The following is a 25,396-nucleotide window of genomic DNA, read 5'->3' as shown; positions in this document are numbered from 1 at the left end:
GGTATAATTTACTAGTATGTATAAAATTTTGGAGGGGAATGAAGTTTTATGTTTGAAGAAAAGAAAGTAATGCATACAAAAAGGTTATTTATGAGAAAGCCCATTATAGAAGATGTTGATCAATTTTATAGCATATTAAAGGAAGAAGCTGTTGGCAAATGGCTTGCTAAATCAAGGGGAATGTCAAAGGGAGAAGCAAAGGACTATATTATACAACTAATATCACATTGGGAACAGTATGATTTCGGGGTATGGTTGTTAGTTAATAGAAATACAGACAAGCTTTTAGGACATTGTGGTTTAAGAAAAATAGATGAAACAGGTGAAATAGAAATTATGTATTTACTTGATCCGGAATATTGGGGAAATGGATATGCGTCAGAAGCAGCAAAGGCGTCCATTCAATATGCAAAAGAGATGGTGAATGTAAAAAGAATAATTGCTAGAGTAAAAGTAGAAAATGAGAATTCGAAAAAACTTTTACGAAATTTAGGTTTCACATATACTCATGATGTTGATCATAGTGGCCGTTTATTATCGTACTTTGAACTCAAGACATCATTGGATAAATTATAGACATTTTTTATGTTTTTTAACTGTTTAAAAATAAAATTATTACTCAAATTCCAGTGTGAAATGTATGTAGAATCTTGTATAATTAACGTGTTTCTATGGAAACATTTTCTTGTGCTAAATATAGGACTTAATAGAACAAGGAAAGAAATACATACATGTATATAATAGATAAATAGAATGGAACATGTATAGAGAAAAAGGAGAGAAATGATGGCGTGTCAAAAACAAGGGTTACAATTTAATAGCAATAGAAAGAGGAAGAGACGATGAAAATGAAACATGCTTTTGGTCCGATAATTTTAGCATGTGTGTTTTTTTTCATTATCATATTAATCCCATCGAAAAGTTTAGTATCACTTATTAGTGATAAGAAAGTAGAAGATGCTGCAACTTCCTTACAAAAAGAAAAACTACAAAGTGTTTTCTTACAGCAAAAAATGTTAGAGAATTCACAGTATTTACCGATGTATGGTTCATCTGAATTTTTACGAATGGATGCATATCACCCATCTAATTACTTTAAAGTAAATCCGGCAGGTTTTACGCCATATTTAATGGGGATTGGCGGTACGCAAAGTTTAGCTCATATATTAAATATGACGTCTACTATGGATGGATTAGAAGGTAAAAAGGTAATCTTTGTTTTATCACCACAATGGTTTACAAAGACTGGGGTATCACAGGGGGATTTTACGAACAACTTTTCTAAGCAACAAGCATATCATTTTATTTTTAATGATAAAATAAATGTTGAAATGAAGAAGCAAATTGCGAAACGACTATTAGATTATAAAGTTGTTCAAGAAGATGATATATTAAAAAATTCATTAGAAGGTATTGTATATAATGATACGAAACATAACATAAAAGCAGGTTTAGTCAAACCACTTGCTTATATGCATCGAAATATTTTAGATCATAGAGATTTATTTAACTCTATATTTAAGATTGAGCCGATGAAAGAAAAAACTAATATGGGACTACGTTCAATATCTTGGGTAGATGCACGTAAACATGCAGAAGAAGAAGGAAAAGCGGAATCTACTACAAACTCATTCGGAATTGAAAATCCGTATTACTATAAACATAATTTGAAGAAAAAATTAAAAGGTTTAAAAAACTTTAGAGCAAATGAATCATATGAAGAATCACCAGAATATGATGACTTACAAATTGTTTTAAATATATTTAAAGAGAAAAATGTTAAGCCACTATTCATTTCTGTACCTGTAAATGGACCGTGGTATGATTACGCTGGTTTCCCTAAAGAACGCCGTGAAGTGTATTATAAAAAAGTTCGGGAACAAGTTGAGAAAGCAGGATACCCAGTAGTTGACTTTTCTGGCCATGAATATGATAAGTATTTCTTAAAAGATACAATTCATTTAGGGTGGAAAGGCTGGATTTACTTTGATGAAGCAGTGCAAAACTTTTATACTGAAAAATAAGTGTGGAGAAAAAGGAACGGCTATAAGCTGTTCCTTTTTTTAGTATAGAGGATTTTGATGTGGGCAATTCGGAAAGGCATGTATATCTTGAATTTGTCTAAAATCATAATGCTTCATTGCGAATTGAGCTTGATAAAGGTATTCATACACATATAATTGACCATCATGTGCTGAACATAATACACCAGAAGTTCCTTGCCCATTTAAGAAAGAAATACCGATAGGGCGTCCGATTAAGTATTGTATTTTTTGTTGCCAATGCATAGGGAAATCACTCCTTTTAGAGTTAATATACGAAATGGACGAGTGAATTGTTGCTTATCCACATAATTATGAAGGCTTTTTATATAATTCCTAGAAGATATTAATATGAATGAATTACAAGTGCGAGAAAGGAATGCATAATGAAGACAGAAAATATTTTGGAAGAAAAGTTGAATTTTATAGAATGGTGTCAAACATTGAAGGGAGTACCTGATGATATATGGTTTCAGGCATTAAAAAAAGGTTCATGGGCAATTGCGGATGTGATTTCACATTTTATCGTTTGGGATGTGTTTTTAATAAAGGATAGAATTCCATACTTTATAAGTGAACAATCTGTACCAAATGTTCCAACAGATGTTGAGGAAATGAATAAGGGAGCAATTAAATATGCGAGATCTGGTATTTCAAAAGAAGAACTATTAAATCGATTTAGCGTTACTCGTAAACAGTTAGTAGATGAAATTGAGCGAATTCCAACCAAATATTTTTATAATGTCTACCAATTTGGCACTAAAAAAGTGAAATTAAATAATTACTTTTCATCACTCATTCAACATGACTTAAAGCACAAAGAAGAAATAATGCAATTTCTAATATATAATCAAGCCTATAATAAAAACCGCTAACATTCGTAATGAATGTATAGCGGTTTTTATATTATCTTAAGCAAGATTTTTACGTTTTTTTGTCCATTTTTTAAGGATGAAGTATAGTAGGATAAGTATGACGCCGCCAATTGCGAAAGACTTCACATACGGTCCCGCAATATCGTTTATATTCTCCCAATTTTGACCTAGTTTTTCACCTAAATAAATGAAAATGATAGACCAAGGGATGATTGCAAGTGCTGTTAATGTAGTGAAACGTAATAATGGCATTTTTGTAATGCCAGCAGGAATTGAAATCGCATGACGTACTACTGGAATAAAGCGTGCAGTGAAAATTACACCAGTTCCGTACCGATTAAACCAATCTTCAGCTGCATCTATATGTTTTTTATGAATGAAAATATATTTTCCGTATCGTTCTAATATAGGTCGTCCACCGTATCGTCCAAGCCAATAAATAAAAATTTGAGCAATAACGCCGCCAATTGTACCGAATACAACTGCACCTATAAATGAGATACTACCATTGAATACTAGGAATCCCGCATAAGCAAGGACAATCTCACTTGGGATAATCTCAATCATAAGTCCAAGCATAATGCCCCAATAACCTAATCCTTCAAAAAACGTTAATACTGAATGAATAAAACTACTTACCATTGTTGCACCTTCTAGTTTATGTATTTTTGAATAGGTGAACCTAATACTTAATAACATAAAAGATTCACTATGTGTAGATTATACCTTATTTGTATAGGGGATTGCTATTTCAATTCTTTTATGTCTCACATAAGTATTATAGTAAAATATATAAGTTCAGTTTTCATGAAGAGATAATGACAAGATGATTAAGAATTTTTCATAAAAAAATAGAAGCATTTCTGCTCCTATTTTTTTACGGCTTCACATCTAAGTTCTGTAAAAATAACGTTGCTGTTACGTAACGTTTCGCTAACATTTGTACATATGCGGTATGCACAGATAATGTGGCGATAATAATGGCGTTACGAATTGCTTCGCGTTGTTCGTTGTTAACTTGATCGAACTTGCTTGCAATTTTATCAGCTCTTTCTTTTACGATGTTTTCAATTGTATGGATTGTATCTGTTGCATTTAGTTGTAAGCAATTCCCTTGATTGAGTTCTTCAAATAGGGAAGAGTATGCTCCATATAAATGAACAGGATTGATTAAGTCATCACTTCGATCGGCTGGGTCATTTACAATAAGGCGTAATAGCTTACGAATGGATTCAAAATCAAGTGCTGTTTTTAAATCTTCAACAATGAATAGTAAGGCTGCTTGTTCAATTGAATATTTTTTTCCTTTTTGAGGAGAACCAATCATTTCTTTTATATCTCGTTTCACCCAGTTTTGCATGGCCGTTACTGAGAAACTTGTATTTTCAATTTGATTTCCAAGCGCAACTATTTCATTTAATGAAAAACCAACGTCCGTATCTTCAATCTTAATTAGTTTTTCAAAAATAGGTGAAAGTGCGGTAGTAATAAAAGCAGTTACGCTTTGTCCGCTTTCAATATCTTTTTTATGTGACTTCGCCCAAGCTTCTTGTAAAATACCGAGAGGCTTTTTCGTATTCCATCCTCGTAATGATAGAAGAAGGGTAGCCATTTCGTTTCGTGTGAGATGAAATGTTTCCATCTTTTCACCTCCAAAAATAATAAAAAGTTCTTATGAACCTATAATATGTTTTGTTTCATTTAAAGTCAATTCTGTTTTGCTTAATTTTTCCCTTGTCACCAAACTGTCGGAAGTAAATAATACTTGCATATTTCGACAAAAGTTCATATAATAAGTTCATAAGAACCTTTAAAATGTTTTTAAAAACAAATCTATCATTCTGAATTTACTAGAAAGGTAGATTTCACATATATCTATATAAAAGGAGAATGGATATAATATGTTGAAAAAACTTGTAGCAGTCATGACAGCATTCATGGTTATCTTTGGAGCTAGTAGCTTCATGTTTGTAGATCACGCAGCAGCGAAGGGTTACAAATCTGGTAAAAAATCATACACACCAAGTTCTGGTCAAAAGTCAAAAGTTGATTTGAACAAAAAAGATAATAACGTAAATTCACAAAAAACGACAACAGATTCAAAAACAAAAGCAACAAACACAGCACCAAAAAGTAATAAAGGAAGCTTTATGAAAGGTTTATTACTAGGTGGTCTTGGTGGTTTACTAATGGGTAGCTTATTTGCAAATATGGGAGCTCTTGGTTCTGTATTAGCATTTATGGTAAATATGTTAGTAATGGCTGGTATCGTAATGTTAACAATTCGTGCATTTAAATACTTCAAAGATCAACGTAAGAAAAAGGAAGATGAAGTAGCATGGAAACAATAAAAATTTCTGAACAAGAACTAATCAATGCGCTTTGTGTATATATTGCTGAAAAAAGACAAGTTGGTCCAGAAGAAGTTTTAGTTGAACTCATGTATGATGATGACTACGGTTTCTCTGCTGAAGTAGAGGTAAATGGTCGCCAGCAAATTTTAATTCAAGCAAACTTAATCGAAGCATTGCGCTTATTACTTGACAGAGAATATAATGTCAATTCATTTGCAGCAAGATTACAACTTGAATTAGATGATGAAGAAGGCATTTACGCATTAGCGAAATTTAATAACTCAGATGAGTAGGAAAAAGAGCTGTTGAGAGAAATCTCAGCAGCTCTTTTTAGTATGTGCATACGCAAGGGAATAATCACGCCAAATTTCATTCATTTTGCATCTACCAACATCAATCATTGGGTTAAATTGTATGGCAGCTTGATGACGTACAGCATGTACATGTTGAATTGCTTGTTGTAAGTGTTGTTCAACCGAATGAGATTTTTTATTTGCCTGTTTTACGATAGAATATCCAGCAACAGTCCCTTGTGCCATTGCAATTTTCCCGCTTTCAATGCCAGTTATATTGCCAGCTACAAATAAACCGGGAAGAGGGGTTTCCATTGTTTCGGAATGGAGTGGAACATGTCCACCTAATTCCGGAATGTAACGGAAAGGACAGCCAGCTACAGCAGCAAGCTCAGCAAGAGGGTATAAGCCACCGGCAATACAAACGAAGTCTGCCTCATATACTTGTTCCGATCCGGTTATGACGTTTCCTTTCGTATCAATATTAGCTACTCGTACACCTTCAACTTGATCTGTTCCAATAATTTCAAGAGCTGCTTTTCGAAGGTGAAGTGGTGTTCCATTTATCTTCATACCTTTATTAGGATAGAAGTTTAATACAGCTTGTTTCGCCCAATTATATTTCATCAATCGGCTACCTATACGTAATAAAGGTGACGGGGCAAGGTGGGCAGCGTGTAAGAGAGAGTTTAATACTTCTTCTGGTTCACCAGCCTTTTGACTTAATTCATTTTTTTCAGGAAGTACGATATGTTCCACTTTAATTCCTGCTAATTGTAATTCATTTAAAATAGCGAATGACAAAATGTTAGCACCAATAATTACTCCTTTTTTCCCAATTTGAACACGATGTACATTTGTCATTACTTGGGCTGCCCCGATTGACATAACTCCTGGAAGTGTCCAACCAGGAAGGGGGATGGCGTACTCAGCAGCGCCAGTAGCAAGTAGAACAAACGGTGTTTCTAACGTACCGATATTCGTATGTACGAACCAAGTGCTTTCATCTTTATCTAAATTATAGACGGAAATACCACATCGAATATCAACTGAAAGTGATTTAGCTTCTTCGTGAAGGCGTTTTGATTCTTCTATGCCGTTCCACCATTCTCCAGTAGGTTCTTGATGTAATTGTCCGAGCAACCTTCCGCCAGGCTTCATAAATTCATCAATAACAAGTACGTTGAGTCCAAAACGAGCACAAGAGATAGAAGCTGATAAACCCGCTGGTCCAGCACCGATAATAATGATGTCGTTCATCGTTTTTTCACCATCTCTCTCACGATATTTGGATGCTGTTTCCCACTATCAACAATCATATCTTTTTCTACAACAGTTAAGCACGCTCGTACATTTGCTTGATTGTTTACTGTGACGCGGCACTCAGAACAATGTCCAATATTACAGTAAATACCTCGCGGCGTCCCGCTGTCTTCATGCACTCTTAAAGTTCTTATTCCGTTTGCAAGTAAAGCGGCCGCAATCGTTTCATGTTCATATGCTTCATATTGTTGCCCGTTAAATTGGAAAGTGATGCGTTTACTATTATTTAAACTCCCTAAAATAGGGTGATGGGTAATTCTATTCATTGATTTTCACCTACCGCTCCAAAGGTAACCGCGCGCACAGGGGGTTGATATTTTAATGGGATTTCATTAGTAGTTACGTCAGGATTTGCACTTTCAATCATTCGATCTATCATCATTCTACATGTGCGGCCACCGCAAAATCCCATGCCAGCACGTGTTCTTAGTTTTAATTCTCTTCCCAAGCAATTATATGCAGCAATTGTCGATTGAAGTTGACCGTATGTTACTTCTTCACATCGACAAACAATTAAGTGATCTTTATTCGTCATATGTATTCCTCCTCTAGTTCGGTTTGCACAAATTATTATGCAAAAACTATGCCAATATAGAGGAGGGAGACGGTTATTGTAATCCAAGCTTTTTTAAACGGTTATATAAAGTGGCTCTCGTTACACCGAGTTGTTTCGCGCACTCTAATTTATTCCCATTTAATATGCGTAAAGCCCTCTCAATGACTTTCTTCTCATGCTCATCCATCTCTTCTTGCAAAGAGAGAATCGTATTATTGTTGCTGAGTAATAGGGAATGAGCCATATGATTATCTAACGTTTCAATTGTATGGAATGGTAAATATTCTTGCTTTATAATACCGTCAGTCGCAAATACGACAAGTCTTTCAACAACGTTACGAAGTTCGCGAATATTACCTGGCCAATTGTAATGAAGCAATTCATGCATAATGCTGGAAGGTAAGTCACGAATTGGTCTGTTATAGTTGATTGAAAAATCGTTTAAGAAAGAATAAGTTAATTCAATAATATCCTCACGTCTTTCGCGCAGCGGTGGAATATGCAAGCTAACTACATTTAGGCGATAGTATAAATCTTCTCGGAACGTGCCTTTTCTCATTTCCTCTTGTAAATCTCGATTTGTAGCCGCGATAATGCGGAAATTAATATGAATCTCTTTTTCTCCACCAACACGGTAATATTTTCGTTCTTGTAGTACACGCAAAAGCTTTACTTGCATATCGAGCGGCATTTCTCCTATTTCATCAAGGAATAATGTACCGCCTTGCGCGAGCTCTATTTTACCTTTTTTCCCTTTACTATTTGCACCAGAAAACGCCCCGCGTTCATACCCAAATAATTCACTTTCAAATAACGCTTCTGGAATGGCGCCACAGTTAATTGAAATGAAAGGTGCCTTAGCTGCTTCACTTGCTTCATGGATTGCTTTCGCGAATACTTCTTTTCCAACACCACTTTCGCCGAGTATTAAAACAGTTGATTTCACCGAACAAACCTTTCTAGCTAATTGTATCGTTCTTTGTATAACAGGGCTCTTTCCATTCATCGCAAGGAAAGGGTCTGATTCATCTTTATACTTTGCGACCTCTTGTTCTAAACGGTGCATTTCATGTGACATATTAAATAGTTTTTCATTTAAAGCGACTTGATTTGTAACATCAGTTTCAGAAACGACTGCTCCTATAATTTCATCGTTACAATACACTGGGTTTGAATTAATTAATACGAACAGATCTGGACGAGGCTGATGGAACTGAGCGATTATGCTTTTTCCGTCATGTAATGATTGTAAAATTTCCAAATCTTTATAGTCAAAAAAGCGAGTGATAGGTTGTCCAATAATTTCATTTTGATTGACTGAAAAAATCTTTTCGGCGCCATCTGTCCAAGTACGAACACATTCTTTATCATCGATGACTGTAACAGAAGAATCAGTTGTTTGTATTACGGTGTTATAGAAAGATTGTAGTTCATTGTAAGACTTAACAAGAAACGGAATGATTTGCTGTGCCGTTATACAGCATATAGGCTCTTTATTTCGGTTCATTATGATAACGGCTAGTTCATTGGAAAACCCGTCAATTAAAGCGGTGAACGAGTCATCTTCATATATAGCTGCACAATTATATTCTTCTGTAGTAGAAGGTCGGTAATAAAATTTTTCGTCAACTTGTTCAATGTGTTGAGTGCTATATGTATGATCAATAGATAATGTTTTTAGAAATTCTTTTATTGTGGGAAATGAGAATGCCATATTGTCCTCCTATTATGTATAAAAATTTTGACAGTGATAAAAAAATAATACACTTATTTATGATAAATTCAAAATATTTTTACAGATAAAAATATTATTTGTAAAAAGTGTATATATGTAGAGTTGGCACGTCAATTGCATAAAAGAAAGTGAGGGATTAAAAAGAAGGGAGGGGTGCTACGTGAGGCACTGCGACGTTTTAATAATAGGTGGTGGAATTATAGGATGTTCAATCGCTTATTACACTTCAAAATACGGAAGAGACGTAACAATCATTGAAAAAGGAGAATTTGTCAGCGGGACGTCTTCACGGTGTGATGGGAATATTTTGGCTATTGATAAAGACCCAGGGTTTGATAGTCAAATGTCGTTAGTAAGTCAAAAATTAGTAACTGATTTAAGTGAAGAGTTAGAGCACTCATTTGAATATAGGGCGCCAGGAAGTATTCTCGTATGTGAGTCAGACGAAGAAATGGAAGCAGCGCAGCAATGGGTGAATCGTCAAAAAGAAGCGGGTTTACCGTTTCGAATGCTTGATAGGCAAGATATAAGAGGGGAATCGCCATTCTTTGCAGATGATTTATTAGGCGGGTTAGAATGCGCAACAGATTCGACTGTAAATCCATATCTTCTTGCTTTTTCACTTCTTGCAGAATCGAAAAAATATGGTACGAAGGCTTTTAATCATACGGAAGTAAAAGAAATGAGAAGAGATATAGACGGTTCCTTTATTGTAGAAACGACAAATGGGACGTTTGCTGCAAAGCAAGTGGTGAACGCAGCGGGTGTGTGGGCTCCGAAAATCGGACAAATGCTTGATGTAAATATCCCAATTGAACCGAGAAAGGGACATATTATAGTAGCTTCAAGGCAACAACACGTTGGTTGTCGTAAAGTAATGGAATTTGGTTATTTAATTTCTAAATTTGGCGGAAAACGAAAAGTGGATGCTTTAACTGAAAAATATGGAGTAGCTCTTGTGTTTGAGCCGACAGAAAGCCAAAATTTTTTAATTGGTAGTAGTAGAGAGTTTGTAGGGTTTCATACGAAGATAAACAACGAGGTTATTAAATGTATTGCGAATAGAGCAATTCGTTTTTATCCGAAAATGGCGGATATGATGGTGATTCGTTCATATGCTGGGTTACGCCCGTGGACAGAAGATCATTTGCCGATCATTTCACGTGTGGAACATATCCCGAATTACTTTATTGCAGCAGGGCATGAAGGGGATGGCATTAGTCTTGCCGCAGTTACAGGGAAAGTGATTGAAGAGTTATTAAATGAAAAAGAAACAATCATTCCTATTGAACCACTTCGTTTGAGTCGTTTTACAGAAAGGGTGTTAAACGGATGAGGTCACAAAGAGTCTTTACGACCATTGATACACATACGGGCGGGAATCCAACAAGAACATTGATTAGCGGACTGCCTAAGTTAATTGGAGAGACGATGGCAGAAAAGATGTTACATATGAAAAAAGAATATGACTGGATTCGCAAATTGTTAATGAATGAACCGCGTGGTCATGATGTAATGTCAGGAGCATTATTAACAGATCCATGTCATCCGGAAGCAGATATTGGTGTTATTTACATAGAAACAGGTGGATATTTACCAATGTGTGGTCACGATACAATTGGTGTGTGTACAGCTTTAATTGAATCAGGTTTAATTCCAGTAGTTGAACCAATTACCTCGTTAAAGTTAGACACGCCAGCCGGTTTAGTTGAAGTTGATATTTTAGTTCAAGATGGAAAGACGAAAGAAGTCTCTTTTTGTAATATACGAGCTTTTTTACTGAAACATATTACTGTACAAGTCGAAGGAATTGGAACAGTAGAGGGCGATATTGCGTATGGAGGAAATTTCTATGCCATTATCGATGCGAAATCAGTAGGGTTAGAGTTAGTACCAGAAAACGCATCTACAATTATCGATAAAGCGATCCTTATAAGAAATACAATTAATGAGAAATTTGAAATTATTCATCCGCAGCATTCGTTTATTAGAGGATTAACTCATGTTGAATTTTATACAGCTCCTACTCATGAAAGCGCTCATGTAAAAAATACAGTTGTCGTTCCGCCAGGAGGAATTGATCGTTCTCCATGTGGTACAGGAACATCAGCAAAGTTAGCTGTATTGTACGCAAATCAAAAAATCGAGATGAATGAAGAGTTTATTCACGAGAGTATCGTTGGCTCTCTATTTAAAGGAAGCGTCATCAATACGACAAATGTTGAAAATATAGAAGCTGTCGTAACGAAAATTACAGGTTCAGCTTGGCTTATGGGGATGCATAGATTTTTTTACAATGAAAAGGATCCACTTAAAGAAGGCTTTTTGCTAATTCCGCCGATGGAACATGAAACGGAGGATGTAAAATGAACATTCAAAAAATGTATACAGCAGTAGACGTACACGTAAATGGCGAGGCATTTCGTGTAATAAAAGATGTACCATGCAAGTACTACTACAATTTAGAACAATTAAACGAACAATTTTCAGGTGAATTAGCAGATGAAATGCAGCTTTTATTAAATGAACCGCGTGGTTTTATTGGTTTAAATGGATGTATCGTCGTTCTTTCTATTCATACGGAAGTCGATGCAGCTGTATTATTTTTTAATCATGAAGGATCAATACCTCTGCATTACGGAGGTATTGTCGCAGTCATAACGATGTTACTAGAAAGCGGGTATTTAAAAAAGAGAGAGGCGGATCAATACAAAATCGAAACGTTATCTGGCATATTCTCAGTCTATGCGTATGTAGAGAATGATGAAGTTGTATCTGTTTCGTTTGAAAGCAAACTATGTTATATGATTGAGAAAAATTTACAAGTTAGTAATATAAATTACTCTCTCATACAAGCAGATAAAGTCTATGCAGTTGTAGAAAAAGGTGCGTATTCGCCAGAAATTTGTATTGAAAACATTTCTGAATTGAAAAAATGGGGAGAAGCTACACTACAAGCTATACAAAAACAATCACTTATAAAAAGACTTATTTTAGTAGATTCTTCGCAGAAAGAAAAGAACCATATAAAGTCGATTACATTTCATGAAGATAACTTCATCGTACGTTCGCCAGGGTTTGTCTCTACTATTGTGTCTTTTGTTCATACATTATTTAAAAATGATTATATAGCGGATAAACCTTTTATAAATGAAAGTATATTTAATAGCTTTATAACTGTTGAAAAAGTGAAGAAGGAAGAAACAGGTTACATTTTCCGTTTTGAAAGTAGAGGGTTTATTACAGGGATGCAGACGTTTCTATTAGACCCTACCGATCCGTTTCCGACAGGATTTTTATTAAAATAAAATGGTTAAAGGGAGAGATAAATATGAAAAAAATTAAAGGGGCATTTCCAGTATTAATCACACCGATGGATGAGTTACAAGAAATTAATTGGAACGGTGTAAAACAAAACGTAAACTATTTTATTGAGCAAAAAGTAGCTGGCATTATTATTAATGGAAGTACAGGGGAGTTTGTTAGTTTATCAAAAGAAGAACGATTTAAAATGGTAGAAACAGTATTAAAAGAAGTTGATGGACGTATTCCAGTTATTGTAGGAACTGCAGCAGAAACGACGAAAGAGACGATTGAATATACGAAACATGCCGAAGCACATGGAGCGGATTGCGCATTAATTATTAACTCGTATTATTGTAAACCGAAAGAAGAGGAAATTTATTTTCATTTTAAAGAAATCTCAAACGCTGTAAATATACCAATTATGTTATACAATAATCCGTTTACATCTGGTGTTGATATGAGTACAGAGCTTATGCTACGTATTGGAAAAGAATGTGAAAATGTTACACATATTAAAGAATCTAGCGGGGATATTCGAAAAGCTAGAGATTTAGTAAGACAAGGCGAAGGTGCTTTTCAAGTGTTCTGTGGATCTGAAGATTTAGTTATGGAATCTTATTTAGTTGGTGCGATGGGATGGGTTTCGGTAGCCGGAAATATCGTACCGGGACTTGTTACGAAAATGTATGAGCATTTCAAAAATGGTGAATTAGAAAAAGCTTGGGAAATTAACGATGCTATTTTACCACTTTGCGAGTTTCTTGAAGGGTCAGGAAAATATGTACAAATCGTGAAACGCTCAATGGAATTACATGGGCAAGCTGGGGGACCTTCTCGTTATCCAAGACTCGGATTAACTAAAGAGGAAAATCACAAACTTCAAACGATTTTATCAAAAATTGCAGCACATGCGGCTGTTTAATTAAGGAGGAGAGCATATATGTTAACGACAAATATTAAGCTGAAATCAAAAGTGAAAGCGTTTTTAAATGGAGAAATTAAAATGTTTATTAATGGTGAATTTGTTCCTTCTATTAGCGGGAAGACATTTGAGACATACAATCCAGCAACTGAAGATGTTTTAGCTGTCGTATGCAAAGCACAAGAAGAGGATATTGATGTCGCAGTAAAAGCGGCAAGGTCTGCATTTGAATCAGGACCTTGGGCAGAAATGACTACTGCTGAAAGAGCGCATCTTATTTATAAATTAGCAGACTTAATAGAAGAGCATGGAGAAGAATTAGCACAGTTAGAAGCATTGGATAACGGGAAACCATATCAAGTAGCACTAAATGATGATATTGCAGCGACTGTAGAAAATTATCGCTATTATGCGGGATGGGCTACAAAAATTATCGGGCAAACAATTCCGATTTCAAAAGATTACTTAAATTACACACGCCATGAACCTGTTGGGGTTGTAGGTCAAATTATTCCTTGGAATTTTCCGCTCGTTATGTCTTCTTGGAAAATGGGAGCTGCACTAGCAACAGGTTGTACAATCGTATTAAAACCAGCAGAACAAACGCCTTTATCATTATTATATACAGCGAAGCTCTTTAAAGAAGCAGGTTTTCCAAACGGTGTCGTAAATTTTGTGCCAGGTTTCGGCCCTGAAGCAGGGGCTGCAATCGTAAACCATCATGATATTGATAAAGTAGCTTTTACAGGTTCAACAGTTACAGGAAAATATATTATGCGTCAATCTGCAGAAACTATTAAACATGTAACGTTAGAACTTGGTGGTAAATCACCAAATATCATTTTAGAAGATGCTGATTTAGAAGAAGCGATTAACGGCGCATTCCAGGGCATTATGTATAATCACGGTCAAAATTGTAGTGCCGGTTCTCGCGTATTCGTTCACCGAAAACATTATGAAACAGTCGTAGCTGAATTAGTAAAAATGGCGAACAACGTAAAACTTGGAGCGGGTATGGAGAAGGAAACAGAAATGGGGCCACTCGTATCTAAAAAACAACAAGAACGCGTGCTACATTACATTGAACAAGGGAAAGCAGAAGGCGCTACTGTTGCTGCTGGTGGTGAACGGGCATTTGAAAAAGGGTATTTTGTACAGCCAACGATATTCACAGATGTTACTGACGATATGACGATAGTTAAGGAAGAAATATTCGGTCCAGTTGTCGTTGTACTTCCATTTGATTCAGCGGAAGAGGTAATCGAAAGAGCAAATCGCTCTTCATACGGACTCGCTGCAGGCGTATGGACACAAAATATTAAAACAGGACATCAAGTTGCCAATAAGTTAAAGGCAGGAACAGTATGGATTAATGATTATAACTTAGAAAATGCAGCGGCACCATTTGGTGGGTTTAAACAATCTGGTATCGGTCGTGAGTTAGGTTCATATGCGCTTGATAACTATACAGAAGTGAAAAGCGTTTGGGTAAATATAAAATAATATAGAGTCTAAATGTTAATGAATAAAGATACGGACAACTGGAAGGTTTCATAATAGTTGTCCGTTTTCTTATATATAAAATAGCTTTCAAAAGAATGATAAGGGGGATTTGGATGGAGCAATTAGTAGAGTGGTTTGTAGGGCAAGTATGGAGTATTGGGTTAGTTGTTTTTGCATTAGGGGCAGGTGTGTATTTTACAATTGTAACTCGTTTTCTACAAATTCGTTATTTTAAAGAGATGATTAAACTATTATTTGAAGGGAAGAGCTCGGAGACGGGAATTTCATCCTTTCAAGCATTTTGTTTAGCCTTATCAGGTAGGGTTGGAATAGGTAATATTGCAGGGGTCGCGACAGCTATCGCTTTTGGCGGACCTGGAGCTGTATTTTGGATGTGGATAATGGCTCTTTTAGGAGCAGCTAGTGCTTTTGTTGAATCAACATTATCTCAAGTATATAAAAGTAAAGTTGGAAATGAATACCGCGGTGGTACACCTTATTTCATTGAAAAAGGCTTGAAAATGAAATGGTTTGCAGTTATTGTCGCGGTCGTTGTAACACTTTCATATGGCGTTTTATTACCAGGTATTCAATCTAGTAGTATCGCCGTTGGATTTGAAAACTCCAATGGCATTAGCAAGTATATAACTGGTATATCGTTAGTCGTATTATTAGCAGCAATCATTTTTGGCGGCGTGAAGAGAATTGCTGGCGTTTCGCAAATGCTTGTTCCATTTATGGCAATTGGTTATGTATTTGTTACATGTATCGTATTAATTGCGAATGTAACAGAAATTCCAAGTATGTTTGCATTAATTTTCTCTAGTGCTTTTGGTGTAAATGAAATGTTTGGTGGAATTGTCGGTGCAGCAATTGCATGGGGCGTAAAGCGTGCTGTATTTTCGAATGTTGCTGGTGTTGGAGAAGCGACGTATAGCTCCGCTGCTGCTGAAGTATCTCATCCTGCAAAACAAGGGTTAGTTCAAGCGTTTTCTGTATATATTGATACAATTGTTGTTTGTACAGCGACAGCTCTTATGATTTTAATAACAGGTATGTATAATGTTATACCTGAAGGAAAAAGCGCTATCGTAAAGAATATAGGGAATGTTGACGCAGGTCCAATTTATACACAGCAAGCAGTTGAAACCGTTATGACAGGGTTTGGTCCATTATTCGTTTCAATCGCAATTTTCTTCTTCGCATTTACAACATTACTCGCATACTACTATATCGCTGAAACGACACTTACTTATTTAGATCGTGAGCTTAAACATAGCTGGTTAAAACCAGTTTTGAAAATTGGATTTTTAATTATGGTTTACATCGGTAGCGTAGAATCAGCATCGCTTTTATGGAATCTTGGAGATTTAGGAATCGGTAGTATGGCATGGTTAAACTTAATCGCGATTCTATTATTAAGTAAAATCGCATTAAAAGTGTTAAAAGATTATGAAGCACAGAAAAAAGAAGGGAAAGATCCAGTGTTTGATCCTAAAAAAGTTGGGATTGAAGGATTAGTTTTTTGGGAGGAGAGAAGTAAAGAGATTGAAAGGAAAAACTATAAAGAACAATCAGTAGTGGATGATAGTCTGAAATTATAGTTATAATAAACTGAATATTCATTCTTTTTAGGTGGTGTATATTGCCTTCTTTTCATCACATACTACAATAGGTACACATAATTGGAATGGAGGTAATAATAAAATGGAACACGAACAACATAGTTCAGTAAATGACGTTCTACATCATTATAAAGAAGGGATCGGTAGTTTTACAAACCAAATTCCTGAAATTGCTGAAACATATAATGCATTCACGCAAGCTTGTTTTCAAGAGGGCTCTTTAACTAAAAGAGAAAAACAACTTATTGCATTAGGAATTAGTCTAGCAACGCAAGATGAATATTGTACCGTTTATCATACAAAAGGTTGTCTTGATCAAGGGTGTTCAGATAAAGAAATTCTGGAAGCGTGTGGTGTATCAGCAGCATTTGCTGGCGGAGCTGCAATGAGTCAAGCGGTAACTTTAGTACAGGAATGTTTAACAGAACTGAAAAATCAAAAGCATTGAATAAAAAAACGTTTTAAACATAAAGTTTAAAACGTTTTTTATGTGAGATTAAATTTTTATTCACTTTAATATTCTATATCTTCATAAATCGAATTCTCTACATCAGGAAGAACTGTGTATATGCTTTTACCGATTAAAGCTTCTAATTCTTTCTTAATTGCATAAAACCCTTTCCAATGTAATGATGTATGAGACGTTGTACCATGACGTAAACCAACGGAAATCAATCTTCTTTCCAGCGTAGTAAAACCATCCGCGTCAGCAAGAGCATCACAAAGAGTAATTACTTTATTGTATAAATCGTAGTTACAATGTTCATTCAATATTTCAACTAACTGGATTCTCATATGGTCAGGAACGAGACTCCACTCCGCTGCGATATCTATATGTTCATTTTTGCATGGGAATGAGTGTGTAACACAAATAACAGCGTTTCCTGTATACCCTAAATCATTCATATACATATAACCATCATAGGAATGAATGACCGATTTGGTAAAACCTTTGTATCTTCCGATATCATGCAAAAGGGCAGCATTATATGCTATATCAGCATCTAGGTTATACCCATTTTTAATAAGTTCTATAATTATGTTTTCAGTTGCCTGAGCAACATTTATTGAATGTTCAAACCAAGGACCGGGGTTTTGTTTATATGCCCATTCGAGTAATTCTTTTGCATATGTTCTATCTAATATATATTTCATATCGTTATCCTTTCCCTAAAAAATCATGTTTTAAAGAATTTCATCTTAGTATATCATTATTCCTGCTTTAAAAATTGGTACAATGAAACAAAAGGGGGATTAGTAATGCGAAATTTAGTGATTGAAGAGATTAATCAAATAAATGATGATATGGAAGAGCTTTCTAAACTTTTGAAAACGGTTGTAAATGATGGAGCGTCAATTGGTTTTTTACCTCCACTGGATCAAAAAGAATCAGCGAAGTATTGGGAAACTGTTTTAGCACCAGAAGTGATCTTATATGTTGCTAAAATAAATAATGAAGTGGCAGGGAGTATTCAATTACATTTAGTTACAAAGCCTAATGGGATTCATAGAGCTGAAATTTGTAAGTTAATGACTCATCCAAACTTTAGACGTAATGGCATTGGACGTTCACTTATGCAACAAGCAGAGGAACGAGCGAAGCAAGAAAATAGGTCTCTTATAGTGCTAGATACGAGAGAAGGAGACCCTTCTAATAGATTGTATAAATCACTAGACTATAAAGAAGTTGGAAAAATACCAGAATACGCAATATCTCCAAATGGTAATTTAGACGCGACAGTTATTTATTATAAAGTTATATAAGTTTTGATCAAAAGGTTAACATGTTTAAAAAAATAAAATTTATTTAATATACGAATTGAATTTGAGAAAGTTTTTAGAGGGTTCTTTTCGTTATGCTCCTCGACTTATAATGGATGTAGAGAAGATGACTAGCCAACTATAGTTATTTTCACTTTATTATGAGAAAGGGGATGACGTGATGAAAACGAAAGGTTTACAGAAGGTGAAGAAAGTTATATTAAGTGGTGGCATATTACTTACGGGATTGTTAACTTTCGGTTTTTCAGAAAAAGCTTCAGCTCATGGCTATGTTGAATCACCAGCGAGCCGTTCGTATTTATGTAAGCAAGGGGTAAATGTAAACTGCGGACCAATTCAATATGAGCCGCAAAGTGTAGAAGGAATAGGTGGATTCCCGCAATTAGGACCTTCTGATGGGCAAATCGCAGGAGCTGGCCATTTCCCTGCTTTAGACGTTCAAACAGTTGATAGGTGGAAGAAAGTTACGTTAAACGGCGGCGCGAATACATTTAAGTGGAAATTAACCGCACCTCATAGTACGAAAGAATGGAAATACTATATTACGAAAAAAGATTGGAATCCAAATAAACCTTTAACAAGATCTGATTTAGATTTAGTACCATTCTATGTAAAAAATGATGGCGGAGCTAGACCAGGAACTTCGGTAACACATGAAGCAAACGTACCAACTGATAGAAATGGATATCACCTTATTTTAGCTGTGTGGGAAATTGCAGATACTGGGAATGCATTTTATCAAGTTATAGATGTTAACCTTGTAAATAACGGTTTGGCATCGAATTTCGCGCTAAATCATGTAGTGCAAGCTCCTAGCTTATTTTAAATAAAGTGAAACTTTAATCAGTGGGGGTCTTACTGCCCATTAAAGCGGGATAAAATATACATTTTGATCATCTAATTTATTTTAGATGATCTTTTTTTATGAAAAACGATGAAAAATATAGAAAAAAGTGCAATTATTTATAAAAAATTATGCTTTAAATATTGTCATATTTGCTTCTTTAAGATATCCTTTTCATGAAGAGGTGGAAAACATGGAAAAAGTACTAGTTTTCGGGCATAAAAACCCAGATACAGATGCAATTTGTTCTGCAATTGCTTATGCAGAATTGAAAAAAGAATTAGGAATGAATGCTGAGCCTGTACGTTTAGGCGAAATCAGCGGTGAAACTCAATTTGCGTTAGACTATTTTAAAGTAGAAGGACCGCGTTTTGTTGAGACAGTTGCAAACGAAGTGGACAACGTTATTTTAGTTGATCATAACGAGCGTCAACAAAGTGCTAACGATATCGAATCTGTTCGTGTGTTAGAAGTTATTGACCATCACCGTATTGCTAACTTTGAAACAAGCGATCCTATTTACTACCGTTGCGAGCCAGTTGGTTGTACAGCTACAATCTTAAACAAAATGTACAAAGAAAACGGTGTTACAATTCGTAAAGAAGTTGCAGGTTTAATGTTATCTGCAATCATTTCAGATTCTTTACTATTCAAATCTCCAACTTGCACAGAGCAAGACGTAGCAGCAGCTCGTGAATTAGCGGAAATTGCTGGTGTAGATGCTGATAACTACGGCTTAGAAATGTTAAAAGCTGGTGCTGATTTAAGCGGAAAAACAATGGAGCAATTAATCTCTCTTGACGCTAAAGAATTCCAAATGGATAATGCGAAAGTTGAAATTGCACAAGTAAACGCTGTTGATACAAACGACGTTCTTGTACACCAAGCGGAACTTGAAAAAGTTATCTCTGCAGTAGTAGAAGAAAAAGGTTTAGACCTATTCTTATTCGTTGTAACTGATATCTTAACTAACGATTCTGTCGGTCTTGCGATCGGTAAAGCAGCAAACGTTGTTGAGAAAGCATACAACGTAACTTTAGAAAACAACACTGCTACATTAAAAGGTGTAGTATCTCGTAAAAAACAAATCGTACCAGTATTAACAGAAGCATTCCAAGCTTAATAGTATTAAGTATGGTTTAACAAAAAAAAGACAAGTAGTCGGATTGGCTACTTGTCTTTTTTTATCCCTAAAAAACAGAAAATTTAAATTAGGGAATGGGAGGATTGTGTATGTTTAATGATTTAGAAAATAACTTACAGTCAATTTTAGAGGAAATATTGCTTCTGTTTCAGAATTAGAGAGTTGGCTTTTGGATGAACGGCGTGTAACTGCTGAAATAGAAGAGGAGATAACAAGTAGTTTGATCGCCACGTATAGAGATACAAATGACAGAAATATACGTGATTTACATATGTATAATCAAAATACAATTCAACCAATTTTAAAAAGATACAATGCAAAATTTGACCGGAAATTTAGAGAGTGCGCGTTTTCCGACTTATTAGATGAGCAGAAATATGGATTTATGAAAAAAGTAAGATTAGTAAAAAGTAAAATATTTAATGAAAAGAACATTACTCTTTCCGTTAAAGAGCAAGAGCTTATTACGAAATATAGAGAAATAATGTCTAACATATCTATTAATTGGGAAGGCGAGCAAAAGACATATGCATTTGTAAAAGCAAAATTAGATAACCCAAATAGAGTTATTCGCAAAAAAGCCTGGTACGCTTTATGTGAAGCGAGAAGTGTAGTGAAAATAGATATAGATTTTATTTTGAATGAACTTGTACAATTGCGGAATGAAATGGCTTTAAATGCGGGATTTAATAATTATAGTGAATATGCTTTCAAACAAAAAAATAGAGATTATAGTATTGAAGAATGTTATAAGCTTCATGAATCTATAGAAAAGTATATTGTCCCCATTTGGAAACAGTTAGGAAGTCTTTCTAAAAAAAATCTCGGTGTAAAAAGATATCGTCCTTGGGATCTTACGCCATGTAATTTACCAAAAGCTCCATTTCAAAATGCCATTGATTTATTGGATGGAGTGGAAGAAATGTTTCGGAAGACAGATTTATATTTTTATGAGAAATTTATTCATATAAGGAAAGCTGGATTTATTGACGTAGAAGAACGTAAAAATAAAGCACCAGGAGCTGCTTGTTTTACCTTGTCTCATAGTAAAGAGGTTTTTGTGTACTCTAATTTTAGTTCATCTTTTTATGCAATTAATGCACTGATACACGAATTGGGGCATGCATTTCATTTTTATAAACAATTTAACAATGAAAGTAGCATGCAGGAAAGGTATCTTCGTGAAGAGGTGGCTGAGCTGTATTCTCTCAGCCTTGAGTTACTAGTAATGGAAAATCTCAATATCTTTTACAAGCAAGAAGAAGAATATAAAGAAGTGCAGCGAGTGCAATTATATCGTACTTTGTCTTTATTAATATCGTCAGTTGCAGGAGATGTATTCCAGCACTGGCTTTATACAAATCCAAACCATACATCAGAAGAGCGTGATAAGAAATACGCCGAACTATGCAAAAGGTATCAATATTCATCAGTCGACATTACAGGATTAGAGGATGAAATCAGTTCGAGTTGGTTAGAGACATTTCATTTTGTTCAGTTTCCTTTTTATAAAATTGAATACGCAATTGCACAAATAGGAGCAATGCAATTGTTTCAAATGTATCGAGAGGATCCAGAAAAAGCGATTACTTTCTTTAAAGAGGGAGCGAGTGTAGATTGGAATCTACCAATACAAGAAATATATGAAAAAACAGGTGTCACGTTTGATTTTTCGAAAGAAAGAATAGAAAGTACTGCAACCGTTATTTTGGATCTAATTAGCGATTTAAAATAAGGATAGCATTTGCTATCCTTATAATTGTTTATTTGTAGATTTTTTCTTGTTTATATAAAATGTAATAATAGCTGTAATGAGGAAAATAGGTATAGCATACGCTTGCCCAACAAACAACTTCCAGCCAACATGATTATAGCCGTCAGACGCTGGAGCAATCATAGCGATTATGCAAACAATAATATAGAGTACTAGTGCAGGGAGTATATTTTTCATTTGTTTACCTCCTTCTAAAGATATTCTATTTGATTATTTATATACTTTAATTATTATTAAGGGCTTTGAAAAGTAAATATACCATTGTTTGTAGTATTATAATATTTACAAGGAGTGTACTATGTTTAAATAGGGGAATGGGGATTCAAATCTAAAAAAAGTGAATTATTAGTAAAAAAGATGATTATATGGCAAAATATGTAATTTTTATGTTTAATATTATTATATAACATGTTGGGGGCAAAATGTATAAAATAATTAACTTTACTTATGCAGGAGAAGAGGTAAGAAATATATGAGAAGGTTATGCATAATTCCATGCGGAAAGAAGAAAATTTGGGATAAGTATCCAGATTACGGACCGATGGAGGCAAAAGATGTATATATTAGCCCGTTCGGAAAAGCGTGTCAAGCGTATGCAACTATGTTTTTCGAGAATTGGGTTATATTATCGGCGAAGCATGGATTTTTAAGGCCAAATGATATTGTACTAGAAAACTATGATCTTGCGTTTGATTCAAAGAGCGATGAGATTATTAGTATGGAACAATTAAAACAACAGATGATTGAAAAAGATTTGTTTCAGTTTGATGAAATCGTTTTACTTGCAGGTAAGAAGCATAAGAAAGTAGTAACACAATTATATTTAGAAGAAATCATTACGTATCCGTTAGCAGGTTGTAAAGGGATTGGGTATATGTTGCAGAGGTTAAAAGGGGCAGTGAAGGAAGAAGAGGAAATATAAGTATAGTTTCGGTTACCATGATCTTAAACTTTATTTAGGGAGCTAAAACGTAAAATAGAGTTTTTAAGCATCGCCAAAAAGGTGATGCTTTTTGTTCGTGTCACCATTCAAGTTAATGCAATTTAGAGAACGAAGAATCAGATTTGTGAAGTGACATCACTTTTTATCCCGCATTAACGGGCAGCCCGATTGGTGAGGGCTGATTAAAGTTTCATTTTATATCGAAAACGATTTGCCTTCACCTTTAGAAAATGTAGGATGTATGGGGACAGTTAAGATTGTAAGAGGGAATAGCAATAAGACAAGTTTTGAATATGATATTAAGAAAGGAGATGTTGATAAATAATGGCCAGATATAGTTTGCACGGAGGACACAATAGTATTGTTCAAGGAGCTAATTTTGGGAATCGGAAAGAACACGTTCTGGATAGGCAAGTTAAAGATGCTGTGGCGGCTAAGTTAAGATCCCTGGGACACACGGTTTATGACGATACGGACGAGGTAGGGACAACTCAATCACAAAATTTAAATAATATCATTCGAAATAGCAATTCCCATGCTGTGGATTTAGTTATTTCTTTTCATCTTAATGCAAGTGATGGAAATGGACAGGGTGTTGAGGTTTTGTATTATGATCAGAAAGATTTGGCGGCTAAAATCTCAGCTCAACTAGCAAAAGATATTGGATGGCGTGATCGAGGTGCGAAACAACGTACAGATTTAGCAGTATTAAATGGAACGAAGGCACCGGCTATTCTTATTGAATTAGGATTTATTGATAATGAATCCGACATGGCAAAATGGAATGTTGATAAAATCGCTAATTCTATTGTATTTGCTCTTACAGGACAAACTGGAGGAGGTGCGGCGGATTTGCTCAAAGTAAAAACTGGTGGTGTAGCATTTAGCAATTTACAAGTTTTGGCTCAGGCGATGGTTGATGCGGGTATTGATGGACAAATTGTCGTTCAGAAAGATGGCATTGGTTATGCTATAACGAATGGCTATCCGTCCGGAAATATCGATAAATTTACAGCTTGGTTAGATGCACGTAAATGGTACTATGAGTACTTGAGATAAAACGAAAATTAGTTTGATTAAAAACTAAAAATTGTCTTGTTTTTAGTTAACAAGTATATTAAGTAATTAATAATTATGTAACTGTAAATATGGATAATGTATATGTAAAGTAGTACACAAAACCACCTGTCAGAAAGGTGGTTTTATTTATCCCGCTTTAATGGGCAGTAAAATTCATACCTCAAAATTCGGATGAAGCTAAGAAATTAGCTGGGAATTGCACTGCTTGTAGCCTCCTACTGATTATAGTTTAGAGCTTTGTAAGTCTTTACTTATTAAACCCGTAATAATATTTTATTTTCTCAATACATAAGCCGAATTTTAAATTATTACTAAATAATACAATACCTCTCATACTATTTATTAGATGATAATAGCAAAAAAACAAGCTTTGAATATAATAACGAAAAAGGAGATGTTAAATAATGGGTTACATTGTAGATATTTCGAAATGGAATGGCAACATTAACTGGGATATCGCAGCTCCACAATTAGATTTTGTAATTGCACGTGTGCAAGATGGTTCAAATTATGTAGATCCTTTATATAAAAATTATGTACAAGCAATGAAAGTAAGAAATATTCCGTTTGGTAATTATGCGTTCTGTCGTTTCGTTTCAGTAGAGGATGCACGGATAGAGGCGAGAGACTTTTGGAACCGTAGTGATAAAAATGCGACAGTTTGGGTAGCTGATGTAGAAGTAAAAACAATGAACGATATGAGAGCGGGTACACAAGCCTTTATTGATGAATTACGAAGATTAGGAGCTAAGAAAGTCGGTTTATACATCGCTCATCATATGTATGCTCCATTTGGAATGGCAAATGTCAATTCTGATTTTGTATGGATTCCTCGTTATGGTGGTAACAAACCGGCGTATCCATGTGATATTTGGCAATACACAGAAACAGGGAATGTGGCTGGTATCGGCAAGTGTGATTTAAATAAGCTGATTGGAAATAAGCCGTTAGCCTGGTTTACAAATCAAATTGTTGAGCCGATAAAAAAACAAGAAGGGGTTGGAATTATAGTGAATAAATTTAGTAAAGTTGTTACGTATGAATTTGGTACAGCGTTAGTAGTAGAAATGTTAGGAATGATGGATGCTCTTGGGTATGAATCTCGTATTATCTCATATGGAGATAAACAAGGATTAGTTAGATTTGAAACAGCATATCGCCAAGGGAATGAATTAGATCGAGCGACAGCGTGGTTAGATGCTAAGGGACTTAAATATTTTTATACAAAAGAATAGTTTGCTAAATAAAAAGCCGTCATGTGACGTTTTTTTATTTTTATGTAATCTTTTAACTCT

At 34.9% G+C, this 25,396-nt stretch carries 27 protein-coding genes and 1 pseudogene; 19 read left to right on the top strand and 9 right to left on the bottom strand.

From position 1 onward, the window contains the following. Positions 1-48 precede the first annotated feature (48 nt). Together AAG068_RS13945 and dltD are read left to right on the top strand one after the other, a co-directional pair. A complete protein-coding gene (locus tag AAG068_RS13945; protein ID WP_342714670.1) occupies positions 49-576 on the top strand; it encodes a GNAT family N-acetyltransferase in 528 nt (175 codons plus the stop codon). Between the two features lie 266 nt (positions 577-842). Continuing rightward, entirely contained in the window at positions 843-2,024 is a 1,182-nt protein-coding gene (gene dltD, locus AAG068_RS13940) for a D-alanyl-lipoteichoic acid biosynthesis protein DltD (protein ID WP_342714669.1), read from the top strand. Positions 2,025-2,063: 39 nt separating this feature from the next. Here dltD and AAG068_RS13935 read toward each other — a convergent pair whose 3' ends face one another. Next, on the bottom strand, positions 2,064-2,288 hold the full coding sequence (locus tag AAG068_RS13935) for a hypothetical protein (protein WP_061664649.1): 225 nt from the start codon (positions 2,286-2,288) through the stop codon (positions 2,064-2,066). A 140-nt stretch (positions 2,289-2,428) separates the two neighbouring features. Between AAG068_RS13935 and AAG068_RS13930 the strand changes: the two genes are divergently transcribed. Then, positions 2,429-2,917: a DinB family protein gene (locus AAG068_RS13930; RefSeq protein WP_342714668.1), complete on the top strand. Its 489-nt coding sequence runs from the start codon at positions 2,429-2,431 to the stop codon at positions 2,915-2,917. A 36-nt stretch (positions 2,918-2,953) separates the two neighbouring features. Here the strand turns inward: AAG068_RS13930 and AAG068_RS13925 are convergent, their stop codons facing one another. Both AAG068_RS13925 and AAG068_RS13920 read right to left on the bottom strand, forming a co-directional pair. Then, positions 2,954-3,559, bottom strand: coding sequence for a DedA family protein (locus AAG068_RS13925; RefSeq protein WP_048525935.1), 606 nt, complete (start codon positions 3,557-3,559; stop codon positions 2,954-2,956). A 235-nt stretch (positions 3,560-3,794) separates the two neighbouring features. Beyond that, entirely contained in the window at positions 3,795-4,559 is a 765-nt protein-coding gene (locus tag AAG068_RS13920) for a DUF1836 domain-containing protein (RefSeq protein WP_000447235.1), read from the bottom strand. Between the two features lie 259 nt (positions 4,560-4,818). Here AAG068_RS13920 and AAG068_RS13915 point away from each other — a divergent pair, with 259 nt between their 5' ends. Both AAG068_RS13915 and AAG068_RS13910 read left to right on the top strand, forming a co-directional pair. Further along, on the top strand, positions 4,819-5,268 hold the full coding sequence (locus tag AAG068_RS13915; RefSeq protein ID WP_342714666.1) for a hypothetical protein: 450 nt from the start codon (positions 4,819-4,821) through the stop codon (positions 5,266-5,268). Then, positions 5,256-5,564: a YxcD family protein gene (locus tag AAG068_RS13910; RefSeq protein ID WP_000447759.1), complete on the top strand. Its 309-nt coding sequence runs from the start codon at positions 5,256-5,258 to the stop codon at positions 5,562-5,564. The genes AAG068_RS13915 and AAG068_RS13910 overlap by 13 nt, the downstream gene beginning before the upstream one ends. A 24-nt stretch (positions 5,565-5,588) precedes the next feature. On the opposite strand, the gene AAG068_RS13905 is transcribed toward AAG068_RS13910, so the two are convergent. The 4 genes from AAG068_RS13905 to AAG068_RS13890 all read right to left on the bottom strand — a co-directional run bounded on the left by AAG068_RS13905 (position 5,589) and on the right by AAG068_RS13890 (position 9,157). Next, complete coding sequence (locus AAG068_RS13905; protein ID WP_342714663.1) at positions 5,589-6,824, bottom strand: NAD(P)/FAD-dependent oxidoreductase; 1,236 nt, start codon at positions 6,822-6,824, stop codon at positions 5,589-5,591. Then, complete coding sequence (locus tag AAG068_RS13900; protein WP_342714662.1) at positions 6,821-7,153, bottom strand: (2Fe-2S)-binding protein; 333 nt, start codon at positions 7,151-7,153, stop codon at positions 6,821-6,823. The genes AAG068_RS13905 and AAG068_RS13900 overlap by 4 nt, the downstream gene beginning before the upstream one ends. Continuing rightward, the gene (locus AAG068_RS13895; RefSeq protein ID WP_342714661.1) at positions 7,150-7,422 is read right to left on the bottom strand and encodes a (2Fe-2S)-binding protein; all 273 of its coding nucleotides are present in this window, start codon (positions 7,420-7,422) and stop codon (positions 7,150-7,152) included. The genes AAG068_RS13900 and AAG068_RS13895 overlap by 4 nt, the downstream gene beginning before the upstream one ends. A 73-nt stretch (positions 7,423-7,495) precedes the next feature. Further along, on the bottom strand, positions 7,496-9,157 hold the full coding sequence (locus AAG068_RS13890; RefSeq protein ID WP_342714660.1) for a sigma-54 interaction domain-containing protein: 1,662 nt from the start codon (positions 9,155-9,157) through the stop codon (positions 7,496-7,498). A gap of 181 nt (positions 9,158-9,338) precedes the next feature. Between AAG068_RS13890 and AAG068_RS13885 the strand changes: the two genes are divergently transcribed. The 7 genes from AAG068_RS13885 (at position 9,339) to AAG068_RS13855 (ending at position 16,982) form a co-directional block, all read left to right on the top strand. Next, positions 9,339-10,514, top strand: a complete 1,176-nt coding sequence (locus tag AAG068_RS13885) for an NAD(P)/FAD-dependent oxidoreductase (protein WP_342714659.1) — start codon at positions 9,339-9,341, stop codon at positions 10,512-10,514. Then, a complete protein-coding gene (locus AAG068_RS13880) occupies positions 10,511-11,548 on the top strand; it encodes a proline racemase family protein (protein WP_342714658.1) in 1,038 nt (345 codons plus the stop codon). The genes AAG068_RS13885 and AAG068_RS13880 overlap by 4 nt, the downstream gene beginning before the upstream one ends. After that, on the top strand, positions 11,545-12,486 hold the full coding sequence (locus tag AAG068_RS13875) for a proline racemase family protein (protein ID WP_342714657.1): 942 nt from the start codon (positions 11,545-11,547) through the stop codon (positions 12,484-12,486). Before AAG068_RS13880 ends, AAG068_RS13875 begins: the two co-directional genes overlap by 4 nt. Before the next feature lie 23 nt (positions 12,487-12,509). After that, positions 12,510-13,406, top strand: coding sequence for a 4-hydroxy-tetrahydrodipicolinate synthase (gene dapA / locus AAG068_RS13870; protein WP_342714656.1), 897 nt, complete (start codon positions 12,510-12,512; stop codon positions 13,404-13,406). Between the two features lie 18 nt (positions 13,407-13,424). Then, positions 13,425-14,909 carry an aldehyde dehydrogenase family protein gene (locus AAG068_RS13865; protein ID WP_342714655.1) on the top strand — a complete coding sequence of 495 codons (1,485 nt, stop codon included), beginning with the start codon at positions 13,425-13,427 and terminating at the stop codon, positions 14,907-14,909. 113 nt (positions 14,910-15,022) lie between these two features. Continuing rightward, a complete protein-coding gene (locus AAG068_RS13860; protein WP_342714654.1) occupies positions 15,023-16,513 on the top strand; it encodes an alanine/glycine:cation symporter family protein in 1,491 nt (496 codons plus the stop codon). Between the two features lie 31 nt (positions 16,514-16,544). Next, complete coding sequence (locus AAG068_RS13855) at positions 16,545-16,982, top strand: carboxymuconolactone decarboxylase (protein WP_342714653.1); 438 nt, start codon at positions 16,545-16,547, stop codon at positions 16,980-16,982. A gap of 65 nt (positions 16,983-17,047) precedes the next feature. On the opposite strand, the gene AAG068_RS13850 is transcribed toward AAG068_RS13855, so the two are convergent. Continuing rightward, positions 17,048-17,689, bottom strand: coding sequence for an HD domain-containing protein (locus AAG068_RS13850; RefSeq protein ID WP_075307419.1), 642 nt, complete (start codon positions 17,687-17,689; stop codon positions 17,048-17,050). A gap of 105 nt (positions 17,690-17,794) precedes the next feature. Here AAG068_RS13850 and AAG068_RS13845 point away from each other — a divergent pair, with 105 nt between their 5' ends. From AAG068_RS13845 to AAG068_RS13830, 4 genes and pseudogenes are all read left to right on the top strand, one after another. Further along, a complete protein-coding gene (locus AAG068_RS13845) occupies positions 17,795-18,298 on the top strand; it encodes a GNAT family N-acetyltransferase (RefSeq protein WP_342714652.1) in 504 nt (167 codons plus the stop codon). A 178-nt stretch (positions 18,299-18,476) separates the two neighbouring features. After that, on the top strand, positions 18,477-19,142 hold the full coding sequence (locus AAG068_RS13840; RefSeq protein WP_342714651.1) for a lytic polysaccharide monooxygenase: 666 nt from the start codon (positions 18,477-18,479) through the stop codon (positions 19,140-19,142). 211 nt (positions 19,143-19,353) lie between these two features. Further along, positions 19,354-20,283, top strand: coding sequence for a manganese-dependent inorganic pyrophosphatase (gene ppaC, locus AAG068_RS13835; RefSeq protein ID WP_342714650.1), 930 nt, complete (start codon positions 19,354-19,356; stop codon positions 20,281-20,283). A gap of 110 nt (positions 20,284-20,393) precedes the next feature. Further along, positions 20,394-22,039 (top strand): annotated as a pseudogene (locus AAG068_RS13830) (M3 family oligoendopeptidase). 18 nt (positions 22,040-22,057) lie between these two features. Here AAG068_RS13830 and AAG068_RS13825 read toward each other — a convergent pair. Further along, positions 22,058-22,255 carry a DUF4017 family protein gene (locus tag AAG068_RS13825; RefSeq protein ID WP_342714649.1) on the bottom strand — a complete coding sequence of 66 codons (198 nt, stop codon included), beginning with the start codon at positions 22,253-22,255 and terminating at the stop codon, positions 22,058-22,060. Positions 22,256-22,550: 295 nt separating this feature from the next. Between AAG068_RS13825 and AAG068_RS13820 the strand changes: the two genes are divergently transcribed. The 3 genes from AAG068_RS13820 (at position 22,551) to AAG068_RS13810 (ending at position 25,336) form a co-directional block, all read left to right on the top strand. Beyond that, on the top strand, positions 22,551-23,000 hold the full coding sequence (locus tag AAG068_RS13820) for a DUF6884 domain-containing protein (protein WP_342714648.1): 450 nt from the start codon (positions 22,551-22,553) through the stop codon (positions 22,998-23,000). Between the two features lie 345 nt (positions 23,001-23,345). Further along, positions 23,346-24,080, top strand: coding sequence for an N-acetylmuramoyl-L-alanine amidase (locus tag AAG068_RS13815; RefSeq protein ID WP_342714647.1), 735 nt, complete (start codon positions 23,346-23,348; stop codon positions 24,078-24,080). A gap of 425 nt (positions 24,081-24,505) precedes the next feature. Further along, complete coding sequence (locus AAG068_RS13810) at positions 24,506-25,336, top strand: GH25 family lysozyme (RefSeq protein ID WP_342714646.1); 831 nt, start codon at positions 24,506-24,508, stop codon at positions 25,334-25,336. Positions 25,337-25,396: the final 60 nt, after the last annotated feature.

Source organism: Bacillus paramycoides, from assembly GCF_038971285.1.
Lineage (GTDB): Bacteria > Bacillota > Bacilli > Bacillales > Bacillaceae_G > Bacillus_A.
This window is presented reverse-complemented; position numbering and strand designations above follow the sequence as displayed.

Bases quoted from the DNA above. Each gene is read 5' to 3' on its own strand.
- AAG068_RS13945 (WP_342714670.1), top strand. From the start codon at position 49: ATGTTTGAAGAAAAGAAAGTAATGCATACAAAAAGGTTATTTATGAGA.
- dltD (WP_342714669.1), top strand. From the start codon at position 843: ATGAAAATGAAACATGCTTTTGGTCCGATAATTTTAGCATGTGTGTTT.
- AAG068_RS13935 (WP_061664649.1), bottom strand. From the start codon at position 2,288: ATGCATTGGCAACAAAAAATACAATACTTAATCGGACGCCCTATCGGT.
- AAG068_RS13930 (WP_342714668.1), top strand. From the start codon at position 2,429: ATGAAGACAGAAAATATTTTGGAAGAAAAGTTGAATTTTATAGAATGG.
- AAG068_RS13925 (WP_048525935.1), bottom strand. From the start codon at position 3,559: ATGGTAAGTAGTTTTATTCATTCAGTATTAACGTTTTTTGAAGGATTA.
- AAG068_RS13920 (WP_000447235.1), bottom strand. From the start codon at position 4,559: ATGGAAACATTTCATCTCACACGAAACGAAATGGCTACCCTTCTTCTA.
- AAG068_RS13915 (WP_342714666.1), top strand. From the start codon at position 4,819: ATGTTGAAAAAACTTGTAGCAGTCATGACAGCATTCATGGTTATCTTT.
- AAG068_RS13910 (WP_000447759.1), top strand. From the start codon at position 5,256: ATGGAAACAATAAAAATTTCTGAACAAGAACTAATCAATGCGCTTTGT.
- AAG068_RS13905 (WP_342714663.1), bottom strand. From the start codon at position 6,824: ATGAACGACATCATTATTATCGGTGCTGGACCAGCGGGTTTATCAGCT.
- AAG068_RS13900 (WP_342714662.1), bottom strand. From the start codon at position 7,153: ATGAATAGAATTACCCATCACCCTATTTTAGGGAGTTTAAATAATAGT.
- AAG068_RS13895 (WP_342714661.1), bottom strand. From the start codon at position 7,422: ATGACGAATAAAGATCACTTAATTGTTTGTCGATGTGAAGAAGTAACA.
- AAG068_RS13890 (WP_342714660.1), bottom strand. From the start codon at position 9,157: ATGGCATTCTCATTTCCCACAATAAAAGAATTTCTAAAAACATTATCT.
- AAG068_RS13880 (WP_342714658.1), top strand. From the start codon at position 10,511: ATGAGGTCACAAAGAGTCTTTACGACCATTGATACACATACGGGCGGG.
- AAG068_RS13875 (WP_342714657.1), top strand. From the start codon at position 11,545: ATGAACATTCAAAAAATGTATACAGCAGTAGACGTACACGTAAATGGC.
- dapA (WP_342714656.1), top strand. From the start codon at position 12,510: ATGAAAAAAATTAAAGGGGCATTTCCAGTATTAATCACACCGATGGAT.
- AAG068_RS13865 (WP_342714655.1), top strand. From the start codon at position 13,425: ATGTTAACGACAAATATTAAGCTGAAATCAAAAGTGAAAGCGTTTTTA.
- AAG068_RS13860 (WP_342714654.1), top strand. From the start codon at position 15,023: ATGGAGCAATTAGTAGAGTGGTTTGTAGGGCAAGTATGGAGTATTGGG.
- AAG068_RS13850 (WP_075307419.1), bottom strand. From the start codon at position 17,689: ATGAAATATATATTAGATAGAACATATGCAAAAGAATTACTCGAATGG.
- AAG068_RS13845 (WP_342714652.1), top strand. From the start codon at position 17,795: ATGCGAAATTTAGTGATTGAAGAGATTAATCAAATAAATGATGATATG.
- AAG068_RS13840 (WP_342714651.1), top strand. From the start codon at position 18,477: ATGAAAACGAAAGGTTTACAGAAGGTGAAGAAAGTTATATTAAGTGGT.
- ppaC (WP_342714650.1), top strand. From the start codon at position 19,354: ATGGAAAAAGTACTAGTTTTCGGGCATAAAAACCCAGATACAGATGCA.
- AAG068_RS13825 (WP_342714649.1), bottom strand. From the start codon at position 22,255: ATGAAAAATATACTCCCTGCACTAGTACTCTATATTATTGTTTGCATA.
- AAG068_RS13820 (WP_342714648.1), top strand. From the start codon at position 22,551: ATGAGAAGGTTATGCATAATTCCATGCGGAAAGAAGAAAATTTGGGAT.
- AAG068_RS13815 (WP_342714647.1), top strand. From the start codon at position 23,346: ATGGCCAGATATAGTTTGCACGGAGGACACAATAGTATTGTTCAAGGA.
- AAG068_RS13810 (WP_342714646.1), top strand. From the start codon at position 24,506: ATGGGTTACATTGTAGATATTTCGAAATGGAATGGCAACATTAACTGG.